16 protein-coding genes are annotated in these 18,343 nt (G+C 73.7%); 8 read left to right on the forward strand and 8 right to left on the reverse strand.

The features are described from left to right. Positions 1-341 precede the first annotated feature (341 nt). Together F8568_RS20155 and F8568_RS46895 are read left to right on the forward strand one after the other, a co-directional pair. Positions 342-563 carry a hypothetical protein gene (locus F8568_RS20155; RefSeq protein ID WP_151595126.1) on the forward strand — a complete coding sequence of 74 codons (222 nt, stop codon included), beginning with the start codon at positions 342-344 and terminating at the stop codon, positions 561-563. 85 nt (positions 564-648) lie between these two features. After that, complete coding sequence (locus F8568_RS46895) at positions 649-990, forward strand: TetR/AcrR family transcriptional regulator (protein WP_202125176.1); 342 nt, start codon at positions 649-651, stop codon at positions 988-990. Between the two features lie 111 nt (positions 991-1,101). Here the strand turns inward: F8568_RS46895 and F8568_RS20165 are convergent, their stop codons facing one another. Beyond that, entirely contained in the window at positions 1,102-1,752 is a 651-nt protein-coding gene (locus tag F8568_RS20165) for a TetR/AcrR family transcriptional regulator (protein ID WP_151595127.1), read from the reverse strand. Next, positions 1,749-2,213, reverse strand: a complete 465-nt coding sequence (locus F8568_RS20170; protein WP_151595128.1) for a VOC family protein — start codon at positions 2,211-2,213, stop codon at positions 1,749-1,751. Before F8568_RS20170 ends, F8568_RS20165 begins: the two co-directional genes overlap by 4 nt. Before the next feature lie 135 nt (positions 2,214-2,348). Between F8568_RS20170 and F8568_RS20175 the strand changes: the two genes are divergently transcribed. Continuing rightward, the gene (locus F8568_RS20175) at positions 2,349-3,368 is read left to right on the forward strand and encodes a phosphotransferase family protein (protein ID WP_202125177.1); all 1,020 of its coding nucleotides are present in this window, start codon (positions 2,349-2,351) and stop codon (positions 3,366-3,368) included. Positions 3,369-3,508: 140 nt separating this feature from the next. Here the strand turns inward: F8568_RS20175 and F8568_RS20180 are convergent, their stop codons facing one another. The 5 genes from F8568_RS20180 to F8568_RS20200 form a co-directional block, all read right to left on the reverse strand. Beyond that, entirely contained in the window at positions 3,509-3,790 is a 282-nt protein-coding gene (locus F8568_RS20180; RefSeq protein WP_151595130.1) for a hypothetical protein, read from the reverse strand. Positions 3,791-4,232: 442 nt separating this feature from the next. Then, positions 4,233-5,474: a TIGR02679 family protein gene (locus tag F8568_RS20185; RefSeq protein WP_151595131.1), complete on the reverse strand. Its 1,242-nt coding sequence runs from the start codon at positions 5,472-5,474 to the stop codon at positions 4,233-4,235. Beyond that, complete coding sequence (locus F8568_RS20190) at positions 5,471-9,535, reverse strand: TIGR02680 family protein (protein WP_151595132.1); 4,065 nt, start codon at positions 9,533-9,535, stop codon at positions 5,471-5,473. The genes F8568_RS20185 and F8568_RS20190 overlap by 4 nt, the downstream gene beginning before the upstream one ends. Continuing rightward, positions 9,532-10,698 (reverse strand): TIGR02678 family protein, encoded by a 1,167-nt coding sequence (locus F8568_RS20195; RefSeq protein WP_151595133.1) that lies wholly within the window; start codon positions 10,696-10,698, stop codon positions 9,532-9,534. Before F8568_RS20195 ends, F8568_RS20190 begins: the two co-directional genes overlap by 4 nt. Next, positions 10,695-12,242: a TIGR02677 family protein gene (locus tag F8568_RS20200; protein ID WP_151595134.1), complete on the reverse strand. Its 1,548-nt coding sequence runs from the start codon at positions 12,240-12,242 to the stop codon at positions 10,695-10,697. The genes F8568_RS20195 and F8568_RS20200 overlap by 4 nt, the downstream gene beginning before the upstream one ends. 156 nt (positions 12,243-12,398) lie before the next feature. Here F8568_RS20200 and F8568_RS20205 point away from each other — a divergent pair, with 156 nt between their 5' ends. Next, positions 12,399-13,109, forward strand: coding sequence for an SDR family NAD(P)-dependent oxidoreductase (locus F8568_RS20205; protein WP_151595135.1), 711 nt, complete (start codon positions 12,399-12,401; stop codon positions 13,107-13,109). Positions 13,110-13,121: 12 nt separating this feature from the next. Further along, positions 13,122-13,709, forward strand: coding sequence for a TetR/AcrR family transcriptional regulator (locus F8568_RS20210; protein ID WP_151595136.1), 588 nt, complete (start codon positions 13,122-13,124; stop codon positions 13,707-13,709). A gap of 122 nt (positions 13,710-13,831) precedes the next feature. Here the strand turns inward: F8568_RS20210 and F8568_RS20215 are convergent, their stop codons facing one another. After that, entirely contained in the window at positions 13,832-15,205 is a 1,374-nt protein-coding gene (locus F8568_RS20215; protein ID WP_151595137.1) for a helix-turn-helix domain-containing protein, read from the reverse strand. A gap of 141 nt (positions 15,206-15,346) precedes the next feature. On the opposite strand from F8568_RS20215, the gene F8568_RS20220 reads away from it, so the two are divergent. The 3 genes from F8568_RS20220 (at position 15,347) to F8568_RS20230 (ending at position 18,281) form a co-directional block, all read left to right on the forward strand. After that, positions 15,347-16,597 (forward strand): ABC transporter substrate-binding protein, encoded by a 1,251-nt coding sequence (locus F8568_RS20220; protein ID WP_151595138.1) that lies wholly within the window; start codon positions 15,347-15,349, stop codon positions 16,595-16,597. Continuing rightward, positions 16,594-17,379 carry an ABC transporter permease gene (locus F8568_RS20225; protein ID WP_328600967.1) on the forward strand — a complete coding sequence of 262 codons (786 nt, stop codon included), beginning with the start codon at positions 16,594-16,596 and terminating at the stop codon, positions 17,377-17,379. Before F8568_RS20220 ends, F8568_RS20225 begins: the two co-directional genes overlap by 4 nt. Before the next feature lie 140 nt (positions 17,380-17,519). After that, positions 17,520-18,281: an ABC transporter permease gene (locus F8568_RS20230; RefSeq protein WP_328600968.1), complete on the forward strand. Its 762-nt coding sequence runs from the start codon at positions 17,520-17,522 to the stop codon at positions 18,279-18,281. The last annotated feature ends 62 nt before the right edge of the window (positions 18,282-18,343 follow it).

The following is an 18,343-nucleotide window of genomic DNA, read 5'->3' on the forward strand; positions in this document are numbered from 1 at the left end:
TCCAGGACTCGAACCACGGCGCTGTGCGCCGCGCTCGCCCTCGCCGGGACGTCGGCCCCCGCCGTCCCGGCCCACGCAGGAGCAGCCCACGCCGTATCGGCGCAGCGGATCCGGTCGTCCGGGGCCACGGAACTCTCCTCCGGCCGGGCGATCCGGTCGTCCGCCGACACCCGCGACACCGGCGCCGAGATCTCCAGGCCGGACTACTCCACGAAGGGCTGGCTGCCGCTGTCCCGGCCCGAGACGCTGATGGCGGGCCTGCTGGAGAACGGCCGCTACCCGGCCATCTTCGACAACGACAACATGAAGAAGGTCCCGGCCAAGCAGTTCGACGTGAACTGGTGGTACCGCGAGCAGCTCACCGTCCACCCCCCAAGGGCGGACGCACGTTCCTGTTCGCCGGCGGCGAGCAGGTGCTGCCGATCCGCTGGAGCGACAACGACGTCACGCTCTTCCCGGGCGAGCAGCAGACCATCACGGCCCGCTACTCCGCCACGTCCGCGACGCCCGACGTCCGCGTCAACGGCTTCAACGTCCCCGAGCAGACCCGCCGCGCCGGCTGAACCCGGCGCGAAGGCCGGACGGGCCCGCCGCCCGTCCGGCCTCGCGGCTTTGCGCTGACCGGCCCCGGCCCCGCAGACTGGACCGATGCCCGCAGCCGACACCCGGACCCGCCTGATCGAGGTCGCCGAACGGCTGTTCGCCGAGCGCGGCGTCAACGCCGTCTCCCTGCGCGAGATCGCCGCCGCGGCCGGGCAGCGCAACACCTCCGCCGTCGCCTGCCACTTCGGCACGAAGGAGAAGCTGGTCACCGCCATCTACCGGCACCGGCTGGCGCCCACCAACGAGCTCCAACTGCGCCGGCTCGCCGAGCTCGACCCGCCCGCCGCGGCACCGCGACCGCCTGCCCGCGGTCGCGCGGCACCGCGTCCGGGATCAGCGCCGTGCCGGTCTGCGGCAGGCGCATCGCGCCGAACCCGATCCGGTTGACCGCCAGGTCGCCGAGCCGCCAGGTGCCCGACACCGCCGCATCGATCATGTTCGAGACCATGCCGGCATGATCATGCAAGTCCGGAGCGACCGCCACCGGCCGCCGCGCGCTCAGGGGTGCGGGCGGGCGTTTCGGGGCGTGAGCGCGCGGAGGCAGAAGGACGTGATGCGCTCGATGTCGTGGTCGGTGGGCTGGGTTTCGCTCCACACGTAGCTTCCCAGTTTGCCGAAGGCCGTATAGGCGGCCAGCGAGGCGTCGAAGGCGGGGTCGGCGCTGCCGAGCTCGCGCAGCGGTTCGCGCAGCAGTTCGGCGAGGCGGTCGCTGGGAACCGGCGGTGCGGAGCCGATGACCTCGCTCACCGCGCCCGCGTTCCACAGCACGGCCCGCGCGGTCGCGGCGCTCTCCGCGTGAGCCTGGGAGAGCACGCACCGGACCCAGCGCTGCACCTTCGCCTCCGGCGCCGGCTCCTTGCCCATCTGGTGGGCGACATAGGTGTACAGGCGCTCGGTTCCGTCCTCGAGGAGGGCCGCGACCAGGGCGTCCTTCGAGGGGAAGTGCCGGTAGAACGCGTCGTTCGACAGCCCGGCCGCGCCCACGATGTCGGCCACGCGCGGACGCGACGCCGTGCCGCGCTCCTTCATGACGGCCAGTGCCGCGTCCAGCAGGCGCCGCACCTCGTCGGCGTAGCCGGCGCCTCGCTTGGCGAGGGAGCGCTGCGCGATCCGGGTCGCGACGTCGCCCGCCCGCCCGCCGGCGGTCATGGACGGTCGCCCCGCTGCGCCGGGGACGCCCAGCACTGCTCCAGGCCGGCGCGCGCGGCCGTGCTGACCAGCTCGATGCGGAACCCCGTCGCGCTGCGCTGGAAGGTGAAGAACGGGCGTCCGTCGGGGCCGTTCCTGCTCGCCTCGAGCACGTAGCCGTCGCGCGCCAGGTCCGCGGTGTCCGCCGCCACGTCCTCGGACCAGAAGCCGACGTGATGGATGCCGCCCGGGGTCGGTTCCCAGAGCGTCCCGGGGATCGACCGGACGAGTTCGAGCCGCGGCACGGACGTCGAGAAGGCGCAGCGCAGGTCGAGCACGGCCTGCCCGGACGGCAGCTCCACGGTGCTCGGCCCGCCGACCTCCGGGCCCCATTCACAGCCGAACACCGAGGTCAGCCTGTCCATCGTCGCCTCGAAGCCGGCGGTGACGATGCCGAGGTGGAACTGGTCGCCGAGCTGCACTGTCGTCCACCGTCCAAGATCAGAATAGCGTTCTCTGTTGCAAGAATGATATTCTCACTCCGGAGGGGAGGGCGCAATGGGACGGAGCCCGAGACGTGCGCCCGCCGGCCGCACCGACAGCGAGGTGGAGTACCAGTGATCGACTTCGAACGGCTCGCCGCCTGGATGGACGAGGCCGGCCTGCCCGGCAAGGGCGCCCCGGTCGAGCACCGGCTGCTGTCCGGGGGCACGCAGAACGAGATCCACGAGATCGTCCGGGGCGACGAGCGCTGCGTCATCCGGATCCCGCCGCCGGAGGCGCCCCCGGACCGCGACAAGGGCATCCTGCGCGAATGGCGCATCGTCGAGGCGCTGGACGGCACCGACGTGCCGCACACCAAGGCGATCGCGGTGTGCGAGGACGCCGCGGTGCTCGGCCGCCCCTTCTACCTCATGGGGTTCGTCGACGGCTGGTCCCCCATGGGCCGCACGAGCTGGCCCGCCCCCTTCGACACCGACCTGGAGGCCCGCGCCGGCCTCGGCTACCAGCTCGCCGAGGGCATCGCCCTGCTGTCCCGGGTCGACTGGAAGGCCAGGGGCCTGCACGACCTCGGCCGCCCCGACGGCTTTCACGAGCGGCAGGTCGACCGCTGGACGCGCTTCCTCGACCGGATCAAGGGCCGCGAGCTCCCGGGCTTCGACGTCGCCGCGGCGTGGCTGCGGGCCCACCGCCCCCTGGACTACGTCCCCGGCATCATGCACGGCGACTACCAGTTCGCCAACGTGATGTTCCGGGACGGCGCGCCCGCCCGCCTGGCGGCCATCGTCGACTGGGAGATGGGCACCGTCGGCGACCCCAAGCTCGACCTCGGCTGGATGATCCAGAGCTGGCCGGAGGACACCGCCGCGCCCGAGGCGTCCGAGGCCAGCTACGTCGACCTGCGCGGCATGCCGTCGCGCGACCGGCTCCTCGCCCACTACGCCGAGGTCTCCGGCCGCCAGGTCGACGACATCGACTACTACCTCGTCCTCGCCAAATGGAAGCTCGGCGTGGTGCTGGAACAGGGCTACCAGCGCGCGGGCGACGACGAGAAACTGCTCGCGTTCGGCCCCATCGTGCTCGACCTGATGAAGGACGCCGCCGACCTGGCCGAGTCGAGCGGCTACGCCTCCTGAACGGCGGCCCCGCCCGGACCGGCCGTCGCTGGCTTATGGGCAGCAGGGAAATCGCCGCGCCATAGAAAAGGGGGAAGGACCGGCGAGTGAACGCCGGCCCTTCCCGGGCGGGCCGGAGCCCGCGAGCGCATCGCTTCGGATCAGTGACCCGAGACCACCGAGCTGCTGGCGCAGGTGAAGGACGAGTTGGGGTTCTCGGAGCTGAGCCCCAGCGCGCCGACGAGGCCGCCCTGCGAGTGGGTGATGTTGCTCTGGCAGTTCGGGACGACCGCGGTCGTGCCGCCGTCGTGGCCGCCGCCGTGGTTGATGTTGAGGTTGTCGTTGTCGTTGTCGCCACCGACGAGAAGGGTGGACAGCACGGCCCGCTCCGGCAGGATCTCGCCGGCCAGCTTGTCCAGCTCGGTGTAGCTGAAGGAGTTCATGTGATTCCTCTTCTTTGTGGTCACGCCCCGGGCCCAGGGTGGACGCCGGATGTCCCCTCCCTCACTTCGCATCGAGTGAGGTGGCTATACGTATAGCAGACGTGACTCACAGTGGCCAAGGAAGGAAGTGCGGCGGCGATTCCGGTGGAATGTCCGGAGGCATCTGCCGTTCCGTGCCGGGTGAATCGGGCAACTCCGCCAATGGAGCCGTTAGTAGGTCGGTTCGCAAAAGGCGATCTTCTTTTCCTTGGCCGGCGGACTGGAAATGACGAAGCATTCGGTTTCGTTCCGCGCGCTCTCCGGACCATAGCGGTCGCCGGCCGCTATGCTCGGCCCAGCAGTGGGATCCGAACCACTTGTCTGTCCCTTGTGGGTGCCCGGTGAACGTGCCGGGCACCCACACCTTGAGCATTCGGAAGAGTCGGCGCTTGGTCGCCCGAATTCACCTGGAACCGGCCCGGAGATCGCCGACGAGGTCGGAGAGAACCTGTTCCTCTTCCACACGGACGCCGCGTTCGGTCATGGCCGCGGCCAGCGCCGGGTCCCAGGGGGTGGGGGACGGGCGTCCCGTGAGGGCGGTGCCGGACGCCGCTTCCCGGTAGGCGGCGGCGTCGTAACGCCAGGGGCGCCAAGGGCGCGAGCCGACCCGGTCGCGGACGGCGGCGGCGATGGCGACGCCTCCCCAGTCGAAATCGCCGTGGTAGGCGAACTCGGCGCCGCCCCCGGCGAGGAGTTCCAGCAGGCGCCACACCGCCGCCGACGGGCGCCCGTTGCAGCAGACCAGCGGCGGGCAGGCCGGGCCGAGGGCATCGGCCGCGGCGGTGAGCACCACGGGGTTCTCGCAGACGCGGACCAGACCGGCGGGGATCGGGGCCGGGTGGCGGCGGAGCTGGCGCAGGGTGAGCGACACCGGCTCGCCGCGCATCGCCGCCAGCATCCGCCCGGTCGCGGTGCCGCCGTCGCCGGGCAGGCCCAGGCACAGCACGGTGGAGGACAGCTCATCCAGGTGCACCCCGACGGCGGCCCACGCCTCGCGGCGGGACTCGGCGCCGCCGTCCGTGCGGAACGGCAGGCCCGCGATGGCGCGTGCGCAGGAGACGGCCAGCGTGGCGAGGGGCCGTCCGTCATCCAGGGCGTGCGCGTCGCCGCAGGTCTCGGCGGCGAAGCGGCCGATCGGGACGCCGGAGGCGGGCAGTCCCCGCGCCACCCGGGCGAGGTCCCGCAGCAGGCCGGCGGCCTCCTCGGGCCCGGCGGCCAGCCGGCGGACGAGCCCGGAGGAGTCCAGCCGCCCGCGCCATCCGGCCAGTTCGGAGCGGGCCGCGACGACCTCGTCCAGCGGGCCGAAGGCCGCCTCCCAGGCGGCGGCCGTCTCGGCCCGCTCGCGGGCCAGGTCACGGACGGGACCGTCCAGGACCTCGACCGCGGCGGCCAGCCCGCCGGGAGAGGCGCCGCTGTCGCGGAGCACGCGGTCGATCTCGGTCAGGGACACCGACAGCGACGTGCCCGTGCCGGCGCGGCGCCCCAGCAGCAGTTCGACCGCGCGCCGCTGGCCGGGCGCGGCCCCGGCCAGCGTGACGGTCCCGGTGAGCGGGCGGCCCCGTTCCAGCCGCTGCCGGACGCGCCGGACCAGCCAGGCCGTGTCCGGGCCACCGAGCAGCCGCCGCAGCCGGTCGGCGTCGGTCATCCGAACAGCCCGCCCTGCCCGGCCACCGGCTCGGGCTCGCGGACGTCGGCGCGGGTGCGCTGCCGGCCGTCCCAGCGCCACGGCGTCACCAGGACGGCGTCGATGCCGTCGCGCCGCGACAGCTGGCAGATCGACAGGCCGGGCACCTGCGGGTAGCAGCCCCACTCGCGTTCGCTGGTCATCACCACGTCCATGTCGAAGGTGGCGAGCAGGCCGAGGCATTTGGCACGCGAGTCGTCGTCGACGCCGGCGAACGCCTCGTCCAGCGCGACGAGCCGCGGGGCGTGCGGGTTGCCGGCCGACTTGTAGTGCGCGGACGCCGCGGCGAACAGCGGCACGGACGCGGCGAGCACCCGCTCGCCGCCGGACGCCGGGCCGGTCGCGGGACGCCACTGGCCGTCCTGGAGCCGCTGGATCGTGAACGCGTGCCAGGACCGGTAGTCCAGCGCCCGGGTGAGCTGCTCGGTCCAGCCGGCCGCCGGGTCGTCGGCGTGCTCGCGGGCGATCTGCTCCTGCAGGAACCGGCCCACGGCGGCCCGGTCGTCCGCCGACCAGGCGTCGATGGTCTGCCGCAGGCGGTCGCGGACGCGGTCCAGCCCCTCGGGCGCCTGCTTCGCGGGCTTCCAGACGAGCCGCAGCCGCATCCCGGTGGACGTCGGGCGCGAGGTGAGCTCGGCGTTCATCTCCCGCACCTCGTCCTCGGCGGCGGCGATGAGCTCCTGCAGGGTGCCGGCGACCTCGTTGAGCAGGTGATTCTCCAGGATCTCCCGCTCGCGGGCCGACAGCAGCCGCGCCCGGTTCTCCGTCTCGGCCGCCAGCGCCTCCGCCAGGCCGGGCACGTCCCGGCGGCGGCCCTGGAACAGCACGTCCACGACAATGACCCCGTCGCTGAGGGTCAGGCCGACCGAGTGGCCATGCCGGGACATCGCGTCCGACAGCAGCTTGTGCTCCTCGGCGACCTTCTTCTGCACCCGGTCCCAGGGGCCGTCGCCGTCGTCGACCGCGTCCAGCTCGGTGTTGACGGCGCGGGCCAGCAGCACCGCCGGGTTGGCCGCCCACTCCTGCGCCGGGTCGGGAACGTCCAGGCCGGGCACGGCGACGGGCAGCAGCCCGGTGGCGGCGAATGCGCGGAACTCCGCCACCGCCTTGTCTCGGACCTCCACCGCCTCGGTGATCTGCTCGCGGAGCGCCTCGCGCGCCCCTTCGGCCTTGCCGCGCTCCGCCAGCGCGGACCGCTCCCGCTCGCGGGCCGCCCGCTCAGCGGCGTCCCGGTCGGCGAGCGCCCGCCTGACCTCCTCCAGCCGCAGGAACAGCTCGTCGACGGCGGCGCCGGCCGTCTCGACCAGCGCCCGGTGCCGCTCCGCCGCGGCGTCGGCCTGCCCGCGCGCCTCCGCGGCCCGTTCCGCCGCCTCGCCCAGCCGGTCCTCGGCGAGCGCGAGCTCGCCGGCGGCCTCCCCGGCCGCCTCCCGCGCCGACAGCAGCGCCCGCGCGGCGGGCCACAGCTCGGCGAGCGCCAGCCGGTAGCCGGTGACCGCCTCGCGCACCCGCGCCAGTTCCGGTCCGCCGTCCGGCAGGCCGACGTCCGCGGCGAACTCCGCGGCCCGTTCCGCCGCAGCCGAAACCTCGTCGCGGCGCCGCGCCTCGGCGTCCTGCGCACGCGTGTGGTCACCGTCCAGCTCCCGCCGCCTGCGGTGCTCCCCGGCGAGCCGGACGTGGGCCTCGCGCAGCGCGGTGTCATCGGGCAGGGACCGGTGCTCGGCGGCCAGCGTCTCCCGCCGCGCGGCCAGGTCGCCGAGCTCCGCCTCCAGCGCCGAGATCCGCGACCGGGTCTCGGCGAGGCCGGTGCGCAGCTCGGCGATCCGGGCGCGGCGCGCGGCCTCGCGGGCGCCCTCCCCGATGAACCCGGCCGCGTCCTTGCGCCAGGAGCCGCCGAGGGCGCCGTTGGCCCACCGCCCGTCGACCGCCACCCATGTGCGCGCACCCGGGCCGAGCCCCAGCGCGGAGAGGACGGCGCGCACCGCGTCATCGCCCAGCGCGGCGGCCTGCGGGTCGGCGCGGTCGATCGCGGGACGCAGCACCAGCGCGCACGAGGGCCCCTGGACGGGCTCGCCGGCCAGCACGAACGTGTCGCCCTCGCCGAGCAGGGTGCCCTCCGGCGTCACCCACGCGTCCAGGATCCCGGACGCCTCCAGCGCGGCCTCCAGGCCGGCGCGGTGGTCGGCGGGCACGGACCCGGCGAAGTCGACGACCTTCCACAGCGGCGCGCCGGGCCGCCCCTCGCGCGAGCCGGACCGGGTGTGGGGGACGGGCGGGACGTCGTGGCCGCCCGACTCCAGCCGCCCGATCTCCGCCAGCTGCGCCGCCTCGCCCTCGCGCTCGGCCCGCAGCCGGGCCCGCGCGTCGGCGACCCGGCCGCCGAGCGCGGCCGTGGCCTCCCGGGCGGCGTCGTCGACGGCGGCCGCCGCCGGGTTGCGGCCGTCGGCGGTCTCCGCCCATTCCGACAGCCCCGCCAGCACCGCGTCCGGGTCGTCCACCCCGATCTCGGTGAGCCCGGCCAGGTAGGTGACGTACCGGTCCAGCAGGCCGGCCGCGCCGGACCGGGCCCGCTCCTCGGCGCCGGCGATCCGCTCGTCGGCGGCCTGCAGTTCGGCGCGCAGCCGCTCCGCCTCCGCCGTGGCGGTCTCCAGGCGGGTGCGGGCGGTGGCCACCTCCGCGGCCAGCCGGTCGAGTTCGGCGATGGCCCGGGACCGGTCGTCGGCGAGCGCAGCGGTGGCGCGGCGCGCCCCGCCCTGATCGGTCTCCCAGCCGCGCAGGGCATCGGCGTGCGCGCTCCCGCACCCGGCGGTCGCCGCGAGCTCCGCCGCACGGTCCCGCACGGTCGCGAAGGAGGACTCCGCCTCCGCCGCGCGCGACCGCACCGTCGCGGCCCGGTCTCGCTTGCGCGCCACCTCGCCGGACAGGTCGCCGCGGTCGCGTTCGAGCCGCGCCGCGTACGCCTCCCGGCGCCGCGCGTCCTCGCCCATCTCCTCGATGCGCTTCGCGTCGCGCATCTCCGGGCTGGCCTCGAGGGCCTGCCGGCGCGCGTCCAGCCGGGTCTTCTCCGCCGCGTGCTCCGCCAGCAGCCGCCCGGCCTCGTCCAGTTCCGCCTCCGCCGCCGCGAACCGCGCGTCCGCCTCGGCGAGGTCCCGGTTGAGGTGCTCGTACCGGCTGTGCGCCAGACGCGGCCCCGCCGCCTTGCGTTTCGCGGCGATCCGCGCGTACCGGGTGTAGTGCCCGAGGAAACCGGTGGCGGCCTGGTGCGCCTCCTCCAGCGCCCGCAGCGCGTCCCGCTCCTCGTCCAGGCCGCGGAACGCCTCCGCGACCGTCGTGACCAGCGCCGGGCTCAGCGGCGGCAGCGCCTCGGTCAGCGCCCGCGACAGCAGCCGCTCGTCCGGCTTCTTCGACAGCTGCGGCTGGCGGAGCTGGATCAGCAGGTTCACCAGCGCCTGGTAGCGGTGCTCGCCGAGGCCGAACAGCGCCTCGTCGACCGCGCGCCGGTAGTCCGACGCCCGGTCGTAGACGAGTCCGTGCCCCTCCACGGCCTCGCGCAGCTTCTCCCGCGTCAGCGACACGCCCGTCTCCGACACCAGCGACAGGTCGACGCCGACGCGGCGGGTCGTCACGAAGAACCAGTGCCGGACGATCCCGCGGTCCTTCACCGCCTTCAGCCCGCAGCCGAGCGTCCGGTACTCCTCGGTGCCGTCCGCGTGCCGGCGGCCGAACTCCAGCCAGGTGTAGCCGAGCCGCTCCGGATGCGGGTGCTTCCCGCCGAGCAGCAGGTTCCACTCCATCCGCTTCTGCCGGTCGCCGTCGGGCTCGACCCGGTGCGGGGCGAGCTCCCCGTCCAGCAGGAACGGCAGCGTCAGCGCCAGCACCTTCGACTTGCCGGTGCCGTTGTTGCCGCGCAGCAGCAGCCGCCCGTCATGGAACGCGAACTCCTCGACGTCGTAGTAGAACATGTCGACGAGTCCCGCCCGCAGCGGCTTCCAGCGCTCGGACGTCGCGGTCGGCGCGCCGCTCATCGCGCAGCCCCCTTCGTTTCCCGGATGGTCGGTTCCTCCACGGAGTAGCGGGCGATCGCCGGACGGGCCCGCACCCGGTCCGCCGCGACCTCCACCAGGCGCAGCGCCGCCAGCTTCCCGAGGGCGATGTCCAGCAGCTCCTCCGCCGCCCCCGGCTCCGTCACGCCCTTGCGCCAGTACGACCTGTGCCGCACCGCCGCGTCCCGGACGAACGCGACCAGCTCGTCCCGTCCGGCACCGTCCCGCCCCGACAGGTACTCGGCCACCAGCAGCGTCACATGGCCGTCGGTGCGCTGCTCGGGCATCCGCACGTCGGTCAGCTCGTCGTCGGGGTCCACCATCGCGACGCCCTCGGCCCGCACCTCGGCGACGAGCCCCGCCGCCTCCTCGATCCTGCGGGTGATCGCGGCGCGCTGGGACACCAGGTAGGCGCGCTCGGCGTCGTCCAGGTCGTCGTAGTACACCACCGGATCCTCCAGCAGCCTGCGGGTCAGGCCGCGCCGCAGCGCCCGGTTGCGCAGCTCGTCGGTGTCGGGGACGGCCTCGTCGGTCAGCTCGGCCAGCCGCTCCTCGAACCCCGCCGCGGCGACCGTGGACGGCCCCCGGACCCCCGTCAGCAGCGCCGCCAGGACGGTGCGGCGCACGTCGTACAGCACGTCCCCGGTCGCCGACAGGTAGGACTCCTCGTCCCCCGACACCCGGCGCAGCACGCCCCAGCCGAGCAGCAGCCGCACGACCGCCACCAGGTCCGCGCGCTCCGCCCGGCCGTCCAGCGTGAACGGGAACGCCAGGTCCGGCTCCGCCGCCGCGTTCAGCACCTCCTCCGCGAGCCGGCCCAGCGTCGTCTGCGCGTCCGCCCGCTCCAGCACCGCCAGCGCCAGGCACAGCACGACGTAGCGGCGCCGCCCGAACGGCTCCCCGGCCTTGCCGCGCGCCGGATGCGTGCCGTCCTCCAGCGTCGGCGCCGTCTTGAACAGCCGCGCCGTCTCGGCGTCCACCTGCAGCCGCCAGCCCGTCTCCCGGCTCAGCCATTCACGCAGCTCGGCCTGGTACCGGCGGACGAGCACGAGCTCCTCCGGGTCGGATTCGACGGTCAGCAGCGGGCGCCGCAGCAGCGCACGCAGCGCCGCCCGCCGCCGCGGCGCGTCCTGCTCGTCGCTCATGCGGGTCCTTCATGGAGGTCGGTGATCTCGATGAGGTGCTCGGGCCCGCTGAGCACGCCGTCCTCGGTCATGACGCGCACCTCCCCGCCGCCGGGGACCAGCGACAGCCGCACCTCCATCGACCCGTCCCCGGTGACGGTCTTCACCTCGGTATCGCCGGGCAGCCGCGCCGCCAGTGCGTCCCCCAGCAGCGACAGGAACAGCCGGAACGCCCGCGCGTCCAGCACGCCCAGCTCCGACAGCAGGACGGGGCCGCCGGTGCGCAGCCGGGCCCGCGCCGCCGCCGTCTCCGCCGCCTCCCGGTCGGCGCGCTCGCGCAGCAGCCGGCGCATCTCCGTCCGGTCCTGGACCCGGTTGGGCTTGCCGCGCCGCTCGTAGGAGCCGGTCCGGCGCAGTTGCGGCGAGATCCGCACCGGCGGGGCGTCCGCCCAGGGCACGCCCTGCGGTTCCTCCTCGTCCCACTCCGCCACGGTCGCGGCGGTGACGGTGAGGTGCCGCGCGGACGACAGCCCGAACGCCGCCCGCCACAGCCGGTGCATCGCCGCCTCGTCCGGCGCCTCGGCGAACCAGCGGGCCAGAGTCCGGAAGTCCGCCGACCGGTCGGACCGGCCCGAGCGGCGCTCGTTCAGCAGCCCCACCGTGTCGAGGAGCTGCTTGATCGCCGTCACCGCCGACTGGCGCAGCAGCCGCGCCTGCGACGGGCGGTCCGTCCCGCCGGAGACGAACCAGTCCCGCAGGCCCCGCCACCGGTTGCGCCACGACTCCAGCGCCGCGGCCTCCGCGCGCCCGAACGCCTCGGCCGCGTCGGCGCCCTCCGGGACCGCGTCGGACGCCTCGCGCCGCGCCGCGAGCCCGAGCAGCCGCTCGTGCCCGCGCGCCTCGGCCTCGTCCAGCAGCCCGGCGATGTGCGCGCCGGAGTTGGCGAGGTCGGCGATGAACCGGTTGATGTAGTCGATGAGCCTCTCCTTGTAGGCGATGAACCCCTCCACGTCGCCGTCGGAGAAGTCGATCGCCCGCCGCAGCGACGACATGAACGCCTGCGCGTTGTCGGCCAGCGAGGAGAACCGGTCCGCGAGCGCGAGCAGCAGCAGGTGGACCTTGGCCGGATCGGGATCGTCCTCCACCGCCAGCGCGGACAGGGCCGCGAGCTGGTCGGCGATGTCGGCGAGCGCCACCGACTGCAGCACGCCGCGCTGCCCGATCGCCTCCTCGTAGAACGCGATCGCCTGCTCGGCGGCGTGGCCGGCCGCGGTGAGCTGGTACAGGAACCGCTTGCGGTGGAAGTCCTCGACGGTGGTCACCCGGCCGGTGTCGGCGTCGGCCCGCAGGTTGCCCCACTCGACGAGCTTGTCCAGCGCCTGCGCGAGCTGCTCGTCGCCGTCGCGCCGCAGCTCGGCCGCCACGTCCTCGGGACGCAGATGGACGATGAACCGCTCCTTCGCCCGCGCGAACGAGCGCAGCACGTCCCTGTACAGGGCCGCGTTCGGCGCGCTGAGGTGCGCGAACGGCTGCGCCCCTTCTCCTCCCGTGCCCAGATCCGCCATCGCCCTATTGTCGCCCCCGGTCGGGGTGGAAGGTGCCGACTCCGCCCGCTCAGGGAGTGCCGCGCGCGCTGTTCATTACGTCGACCGGCCGGACGATACGCCGCACGCCGCCGCGGGCGCACTCCGCGACCTTCACGCCTCCCAGGAGAAGCCGCCATGGGCAGAACAGCACGGCCTGGCACCCGCATCGACATGACGGGCGAGACCGTCGTGGTCACCGGGGCCAGTTCCGGCTTCGGGGCCGCCCCGGCCCGCCGGCTGGCCGCGCAGGGAGCCGACGTGATCCCGGTGGGACGCTCACCGGTCCGCACCGCGCGGGTCGCCGCCGGGACCGGCGCCGAACCGCTCGTCGCCGACTACGCCGATCTGGCCCAGGTGCGGCGCCTCGCCCGCGACCTGCTGGAGCGCCGCGACCGCATCGACGTTCGCGGTGGTCACCACGCGCACCGGTGCCTTTCGGGCGCTCTCCTCCAGCCGCGGCAGCAACAGCGTGATCCCCATATCCAGGCGTTCTCGGTCCATCCCGACCCGGGCGTCCGCGGTCCGCGAGGGCCCGAGTCGACCTATCCGCGGTTCGCGAGCGAGTCCCGGCTCGCCCCGCTGTTCGACCGGTTCCCGCTGCGCCGCTTCCGCATCACCGCCGAAGACGGCGCCGAACCCCTCATCTGGCTCGCATCGGCCGGCGAGATCCCGGCTCCGAACGGCACCTATTTCCACGGTTTCACACCAGGAAAGGTCAACCCGCAGGCAAAGGACCCGGAACTGGCCGAACGGCTCTGGACGTCTCCGCCCGCCTGGTCGACGGCACGGCCGTCAAGGAGCCGTGACGACCCGCCCGTGAAGGACGTCCCGCCCTTCGCTCGCTAGGCTGTGCTGCCGATGGCCAGGAATCCGAGACTCCGCGACCATGTCGCCAAGGGACTCCTCGACACGGCCGCCAGGGTGCTGGCCGAGCGCGGCGAGCAGGCCGGCATGACCGACATCGCGGAGGCCGCCGGCGTCGCCCGGGCGACGCTCTACCGCTACTTCCCCAACCGAGACGCGCTGCTGGAAGCGCTGACGGAGACGGCACTGGCGGAACTGGCCGAGCGCATCGCCGACGCTCACCTGGACACCGTCCCGATCCCCGAGGCGATCGCCCGCCTGACCCGCGCGATGGTCGGCGCCACGAGCAAGTACCGCGGCCTGGTGATCTTCCGCAAGCCCCCCGATGTGGCGAAGGAGGCCGACCGGCACTTCACCGGACCGCTCGGCGACCTGTTCGCCCGCGGCGCCGCCGAAGGAGCCTTCCGCCAGGACCTGCCGCCCACCGTGCTGGTCGAGCTCTACATCGCCCTTCTGGAAGGGGCGATCTCCCGCGTCCTTCAGGGCCGCCTCGGCACCGAGGAGGCCAGCACCGCCATCACGAAGGTCTTTCTCCAGGGAGCCCTGAACGGTCGGAACGGCAGCGGGCCCCCCGGCCTCTGACGTTCCGCCCGCAGATCTCCGCGCACCTCGCGGGGGAGTTCGTCAGTCGCGCGCTGTGGGAGGCGAGTACGAGCCCGGGAGGTCGCCTGGGTCGCCTGTGATGTACCGCTGTAGGGTCGGCCTCAGCGCCGGTAGTGGCCGGCGAAGGCCTGCAGCGTCTGGGCGGTGTCGTGGTTGCGGTGGCGTTCCGGGACCCGCTGGTGCACGCGGCGGGCCAGGTAGGCCAGCGTGGCGGTGCGGTGCTCGATCGGCAGCTCCTTGAGCGCCGCGGCCGCGGTCTCCAGGCCTTCGAGGACCTGCCCGGCGCTGACGAGGAGCATGCTCGTCTTGAGCTCCACCTCGGCGCGTTCGCGGATCGCCTCCGGTTCCAGGTCGCTGAGCTCCGTCCGGAGGTCCTTCGTGAGGTCGGTGCGGGACCTGCCGTCGTCGTCCAGCATGACCAGCACGGCGGTGCGGGTGGCGTGCAGCCGCCTCTCCGGCCAGCCCCAGAGGGCGTCCCTTTCGTTCCGGACCTTCTCAGGGAGCTGAGCGAACAGGTGCTCCAGCTCGGCCAGCTCGGTGAGCGCGAGCCGGCCCAGCGCGGGGTTGTTCGAGGTGGCCAGGGCCAGGACGCGGGCCGCGCGCACCTCGGCCGAGCCCGCGCAGGGGCTGTGGTCGCCCGACCCCCGCGCCTGCTCGGTGACCCGCAGCGCCAGCGAGGGCATGCCGGTCGCCTGAGCGGCCAGGGCCCAGCGCCCGCAGATCCACGTCTGCAGTCGCTGGTCGTCGCCGGCTCGGGCGGTCTGGCGGGCGGTGCGCCACCAGCGGGACGCGGCGGCGAGCTGACCGACCTCGGTGAGCGCGACCGCCATCAGCCCGCACAGCCAGGCGCTCACCCGCAGCAGGGACCGGTGGACGCCGGCGTCGCCCTGGGCGTCCCCTTGAGTGTCCGCGGAGCCGGAGTGGGTGTCGAGGTACTCGCGCAGGTCGACGATGTCGACGCCGATGTCGCTGATGAAGGCGGAAGGGGGCGCGATGCGCACCGCGCAGGCATGCTCGTAGGCGGTCAGCTCCCAGTCCGCGGCGAGAAAGGAGGTGTCGGCCGCGCGCACCGAGCGGTCGAGGCCGATGCGCAGCAGCTCGACAGAGTCGGCGGGAATCGGGTCGGCCGGCGCGGTTCCCAACGCGCCCAGTGCCGCCGGTACGGACGCCGGCGCGCGCACCGGGGAGGGGTCGGCGGGCCGGAGCGGGCCCGAGGCGTCCGCCGCCTCGGCGCGGTGGTCGGCGGAGGCCCGCCTCTCCGCCACGGCGGGGTCGAGGAGGAGCTGGTCGAGTTCGCCCGGGGAGATGCCCAGGGCGGCGGCCAGCGCGGAACGGTGGCGGTCGGCGACGGAGGCGGTGCCGGCCTCCCAGCGGCTGACCGTGGCCACGTGCACGCCCAGTTGCGCGGCGAGAGAGTTCTGGTTGCTGTAACCAGCGCTTTTGCGCAGTCGAGCTAACCAGTGCCGAGGCGTCATCGGCTTCCTCTCCAGGCTCGACCGGACCGGGAGACATTGTGGCGTCCTGGCGATCAATATTCCACCGTTTGCAATGGTTTGCACCGGTCCATTACCAATGCGTTCGCCGCCGCTGGCCGTGCCGCCACCCGGGAAACGCGGTTGACCAGGCAGGAAGCCGCTTCCGGGACGACGGCGCGGGTCGCGCGACCGTGCTCGAAACGCCTAGCAAATGCCGTGATTGCCGTCGAAACGCCTTATCAACGCAAATTAAACGCCTGTTGCTTTCCGGTCGCCGGTTCCGATGAGATCTTCGCCATGAAAGTTCGGAGCCGTTCCACGGCTGTCTTCCCCCTTGACCTGCGGCGCCGGTTATCGCTGAACCGGGCGGGCTCCCCGCGTCCGCCGAGGGCCTTCTTCTCTCCCGGCTCGCGGCGGTCCCACCTGGTCACGGGCGTTGCGTGCGTCGCGATCGCCGGCACGGCCGCAGGTTGCGGCAGTTCCACCGAACACAACGCGAATGGCCTGGAGAAGTCACATATCACCGTCGGCATCCTGCCGATCCCCGATGCCGCGCCGCTGGCCATCGCGCAGAAGAGAGGGTTCTTCAAGCAGGAGGGCCTGACGGTCAAGACCGAGGTGCTGCAGTCCAGCTCGTTCGCGGTGCCCAAGCTGCGCTCGGGCGCCATGGACATCTCGTTGGACAACTACACGGCCTCGTTTATGGCCGACGACCAGGGTGTCGCGCACTGGCACCTGATCGCCGACTCCTACCAGGCCGCCAAGAACGCCTTCGTGGTCATGGTCGGTCCCAAGTCCTCCATCCGCACCGCGGAGGACCTGAAGGGGAAGACGATCGCGATCCCCTCGAAGTTTTCGGTGGGGCAGCTGATGATCACAGCGTCGCTGCACACCCGGGGCATCGACCAGAAGGACCTTAAATGGGTTGAGATGCCCTTCCCGCAGATGCCGACCGCGCTGGCCAAGCATCAGGTGGACGCCGTCTGGACGCCGGACCCGTTCATCACCGCGATGCAGAAGGGCATGGGCGCGCGCAACGTGCTGGACACCGCCGAGCCCGGCAGCACCACCGAGTCCTTCCCGATGGCCGGCTGGGGCGTCCTGGACGACTACGCCAAGAAGCACCCCAAGACCGTCGCGGCCTTCCAGCGGGCCATGGGCAAGGCCCAGAAGCTGGCGGCCACCGACCGGTCCGTGGTCACCGACATCCTGCCCAGCTACGTCAAGGGCATCGACGCCGGCACGGCGAAGCTGATCACGCTGGGCGCCTACCCCACCTCGCTCAACCCGGTCCGGCTGCAGCGGGTGGCCGACCTGATGCTGCAGTACGGCTTCGTGAAGAAGAAGGTCGACGTCAAGCCCATGATCGTCCCGGAGGCGGCGGCGAAGTGATCTCGTTGGGCCGGGCGGGTCGCCGGTGGGTCACGGGAGCGGCGGGGTTCGCGGTGCTCTGCGCGGCCGCGGAGGCCGCCGGCCGGGCCGGCTGGGTGGACCGCTCGGTCCTGCCGTTGACCTCGACGGTTCTCGTCCGCGCCGTGCGCCTGGCCGGTGACGCCGCGTTCCTGCGGTCGGTGCTGGCCACCGCGCAGATGTGGGGTGCCGGGGTGCTCGCCGCGGCGGTGCTGGCGGTGCCGGCGGGCCTGATCCTGGGCACCTCGCCGCGGCTGGACGCGGTGATCCGCCCGATCGTCGAGTTCCTCCGCCCGATTCCGGCGGTCGCCCTGATCCCGCTGACCCTGCTGGTCGTCGGCGACGACACCCGCATGACGGTGACGGTGATCGCCTACGCCTGCTGCTGGCCGATCCTGATCCACACCATGTACGGCCTGCACGACGTCGATCCCGTCGCCACCGACACGCTGCGCGCCTACGGCTTCGGCCGCCTCGCGGTGCTGTGGCGGGTCGCGCTGCCGAGCGCGGCCCCGTTCATCGCCACCGGGGTCCGGGTCGCCGCCGGCATCGGCCTGATCGTGGCGGTCAGCGCGGAGCTGCTGGCGGGCGGCGGCAGCGGCCTCGGCACGTGGCTGATCGCGCTCAACAGCGGCGTCGACCAGACCGATGTGGTGCTGGCGACCATCATCTGGATGGGGGTCCTCAGCGTGGTGGTCGACACCGTGCTGATGTGGGGCAAGCGGCGGCTGTTCCGCTGGCACGACCGGGCCGTCGCGCCATGACGGGACGCACGGACGCATCAGCGGCCCCCCGCGACGCGGTCGCCCCTGCGGGGGGACCCGCCGGGCACGACCCGGGGAAAGAGGGTGGAGCGGTCCAGCCGAAGCGCCGCTCGAAGGTACCCGCCGGGGTCGCGCGGGCGGTGCCGATCGCCGTCGCCGTCGCCGCGTGGGAGCTGGCCGCGCGGTCGGCCGCCGACCCCTACTTCCCGCCGCCGACGCGGATCGCCGCCAAGCTGCGGGAACTGTGGTTCTCCGGGCCGCCCGACCGGTTCTGGCTCACCCAGCAGGCCATCGACAACGTTCCCCCCGGCCTGGCCAGGATGCTCGGCGCCTGGCTGCTGGCCGCCGTCGGCGGCATCGCGGCCGGGCTGCTGCTGGGCCGGATCCGGATCCTGGCGGACGCGCTGGAGCCGGCGATCCATTTCGCCCGCGCGGTCCCGCCGCCGGCGGTCCTGCCGGTGTGGCTCGCGCTGCTGCACATCGGCACCCCGATGCAGGTCGCGACGATCGTGTTCGGGGTGATCTGGCCGGTCCTGCTCGCCGCCATCGACGGCGCCCGCGCGGTGGAGCCCGTGCAGGAGGACATCGCCCGGGTGTTCCGGCTGAGCGGCCCGCACCGGCTGCTCTACCTCATCCTGCCCGCCGCGGCGCCGAAGATCTTCGCCGGGCTGCGGCTGAGCCTGTCGCTGTCGCTGATCCTCATGGTCGTCTCCGAGACGATGGGCGGCGCCACCAACGGGATCGGCTTCAGCCTGCTGCTGGAGTCCCAGCGCACCTACGACATCCCCGCCATGTGGGTAGGGATCGTGGTCCTGGGCGTACTCGGGTTCACCCTCAACACCGCTTTGCTGGCCGTCGAACGCCGCGTCCTGGCCCGGCACGGCACCCAGCGGAGCATCTGACCCCGCCACGCCCACGCCCACCGTCCCGCCTGCCAGTACGACTTCGAACAGGAGCCTTTGCG

This window comes from Actinomadura physcomitrii (assembly GCF_008923205.2).
GTDB lineage: Bacteria > Actinomycetota > Actinomycetes > Streptosporangiales > Streptosporangiaceae > Spirillospora > Spirillospora physcomitrii.